At 44.8% G+C, this 2,663-nt stretch carries 4 protein-coding genes; all 4 read left to right on the top strand.

Going from position 1 to position 2,663, the window contains the following annotated elements; translation table 11 throughout:
* Positions 1-350 (top strand): hypothetical protein (locus PORUE0001_RS10870; protein ID WP_232501420.1); only part of this gene is annotated, 350 nt, incomplete at its 5' end.
* 21 nt (positions 351-371) lie between these two features.
* Complete coding sequence (locus PORUE0001_RS04975) at positions 372-977, top strand: hypothetical protein (protein ID WP_007365374.1); 606 nt, start codon at positions 372-374, stop codon at positions 975-977.
* Positions 977-1,993 (top strand): hypothetical protein, encoded by a 1,017-nt coding sequence (locus tag PORUE0001_RS09815; RefSeq protein WP_050771560.1) that lies wholly within the window; start codon positions 977-979, stop codon positions 1,991-1,993. The genes PORUE0001_RS04975 and PORUE0001_RS09815 overlap by 1 nt, the downstream gene beginning before the upstream one ends.
* Before the next feature lie 2 nt (positions 1,994-1,995).
* Positions 1,996-2,619, top strand: coding sequence for a conjugative transposon protein TraK (gene traK / locus PORUE0001_RS04965; protein WP_007365373.1), 624 nt, complete (start codon positions 1,996-1,998; stop codon positions 2,617-2,619).
* The last annotated feature ends 44 nt before the right edge of the window (positions 2,620-2,663 follow it).

Genomic DNA, 2,663 nt, shown 5'->3' with positions numbered 1-2,663 from the left:
CCTTTGTAGTCAATGGGGCTACAGACGTCAATGTCGTCTTTTATAAAGTGCTAGAGTCTAGAGTTGTAGTTCGCTACGATCCGACAGAAATCGCAGAAATGTCTCTTAACGACTTACCCCCTCTGATGACGTCCGATGGTCCTGGTTTGCATACAATTTCCGTTCGAATGGGTGACGATGTCAAGCTCTCTATAAAAGCAAAGGATGGTTATAGAATTACTTTTGTTGCCTCAGATCCTTCAGGGCTTCTTCGTCCTACGAGAAGAACCTCCAGTGAGGCTGAGTATCTGATCAACACCTCTAAGCATCAAGAAGTCGAAGTGTTGGTGCATTGCACGCGCCAGTCTTAAACCTCTATCACAATATAATCTATGAAACGTAATCACGTCCGATGGCTAACAGCCATCATAACTACAGCTCTGCTCCTCCTTGGAGCAGGGCTACCTGCTAAAGCGCAACTTCCCGTTGTTGACCCATCTATAATTGCTAGTGATTTCGTTAACCTAGGAAAAGAAATCGCTCAGGCAAAAAAACAATATGATGAGTTTGTTAGAGTATATGGTCAGGTCGCAGACTTTATCTCAACCTGTAAAGACGTTAAGACGGCTTACAAGGCTGTTGAAGACTTGAGTAGGATTCCTGACGAAGTATTGCGTAGTCAACGCAATAATAAGTATCTCTATGATTTCGAAAAGATAAAGTGTAGGGATCAAACATACGCACTCTTGAAAGAGTGCATGAGTATTGTTAAGGAGATGAAGAAATTCACATACTCAGACACAGATCCTTCAAATAAAGGGCGACTAAAGCTCTCTGATGGAGATCGTCTATCTCTTATTAAAGAACTCAAAGATGAGATAGTCACCCTGCGCAATAAAGCTTATCAGATAGTAGGCTATTACAATAAACTTTCTCAAAGCAGATCTGAGAAGGCTACTACCCAGCGATTGTTTGACCAACTAAACGGCTATAAGTAATGAATGAAGGTTTTTTAAGCCTGTATGAGCAGTTAGACACCATACGAGAGCAGGTTGTTACGGCTAACCTTGAAAGTTATATGCTCCTAGCGACATCGCTGGGAGCGTTGGGGGCTTTGCTGTATATATCTTATCGAGTATGGCGGTCGCTTGCTAATGCAGAGCCGATTGATGTTTTTCCTCTTCTTCGTCCATTTGTCTTGGGTCTGCTCATTATGAACTTCACTTGGGTGACAGGAGTTTTAGACGGAGTAGCAGGTGCTATAATTGAAGGCACTGAGGCTGTCGCAGAGTCTAATCGAGAGGAGTTGCAATCAGTAAGAGACAGGCTCAAGGCAGCTGAAGATGCTGACCTTGCTAAAAAGCAGGCTGAAACTAAGGAAGACACCGCATGGTATGAAATCAATTGGGATGGGAAAATGCTTGAGCTCAAGCAAGGGCTTATGGATATGTTAAGAGATTTCCTTCAATGGCTGATGGAGGTTGCAAAGCTGATTCTTTACACCGTTGCTTCCTTTATGTTGCTAATTATGACCATACTCGGACCTGTTGTTTTTGCTTTTGCCATTTTTGATGGCTTCCAGCAAGGACTTGTCTCGTGGATTGCTCGTTACATACACCTGTCTTTGTGGCTCCCTGTGGCTAATATATTGCAGGTGATGGTTAACAGCATTGAGATACACATGAGTAACCTACAAATTGCCTCCCTAAATGGCGGTGGAAAAGATGCGAGCATGTGGTTTATGATTATGTTCTACATCATCGGCTTAGTCGCCTTTACAACCGTTCCGACCGTTTCAGGGTGGATTGTAGAGGCTGGCAGTGGCGGTGGTGGCTTAACCCGCACCCTCACCTCAATGGGGTCTCGTGGAGCTGCTCTTGCTGGAGGTGCTGCTGGAGGAGCTGTCGCAATGGGCTGGAAAGCTGGTTTGAACAAGTTCCGCGCTCCTAAGCGAGAGCAAAAACGTGTCAACGAGATTGCCAAGGGAATCAGAAAAGGTTTTTCAGACGATTAGTTATGGAGTTCAAGAGCCTACGCAATATAGAGAGTAGCTTCAGGCGCATACGTCTGTACACAATAGTCTTTGCGCTATTGTGTATGGGCGTTGCGTTAAGCTCGCTCGTAAGTGCATACAACTTTGCGAATAAGCAACGTGAGAAGATTTATGTCCTTGACCAAGGCAAATCTCTAATCCTTGCGCTGTCACAAGATGTAGAAGCTAATCGTCCTGTAGAGGCTCGTGAGCATCTCAGACGATTTCACGAATTGTTCTTCACGCTGGCTCCCGAGTCGCAAGCGATACAGAGCAATATCAGTCGTGCATTGGATATGGCAGATGAATCTGCTTACAACTACTACACCGACCTGCAAGAGGAGAAGTACTATAATCGTCTCATCTCGACAAACACCTCTCAGGTGCTGACGGTTGATTCTATCTCTTGTAACTTTAATACTTACCCCTATGAGGCTGTGGTCTATGGCACACAGACCATCTACCGCAAGAGTAATGTCACAGAGCGGTCTCTTGTAACCGCCTGCTCATTACTCAACACGGTACGCAGTGACCGCAACCCACAGGGCTTCCTAATCACTAAATTTAGAGTAATCAATAATGAAACAAGACGTACCACCCCTCGATAGTGTAGGCACTTCATCTACACAGAACAAGGTCGGCTGGGTAAAAA

It is taken from the genome of Porphyromonas uenonis 60-3 (genome assembly GCF_000174775.1).
Taxonomy (GTDB): Bacteria; Bacteroidota; Bacteroidia; order Bacteroidales; family Porphyromonadaceae; genus Porphyromonas; species Porphyromonas uenonis_A.
This window is presented reverse-complemented; position numbering and strand designations above follow the sequence as displayed.

What these genes read in the sequence shown, in the direction of transcription:
- traK (WP_007365373.1), top strand. Translation starts at nt 1,996, where the DNA reads ATGGAGTTCAAGAGCCTACGCAATATAGAGAGTAGCTTCAGGCGCATA.
- PORUE0001_RS09815 (WP_050771560.1), top strand. Translation starts at nt 977, where the DNA reads ATGAATGAAGGTTTTTTAAGCCTGTATGAGCAGTTAGACACCATACGA.
- PORUE0001_RS04975 (WP_007365374.1), top strand. Translation starts at nt 372, where the DNA reads ATGAAACGTAATCACGTCCGATGGCTAACAGCCATCATAACTACAGCT.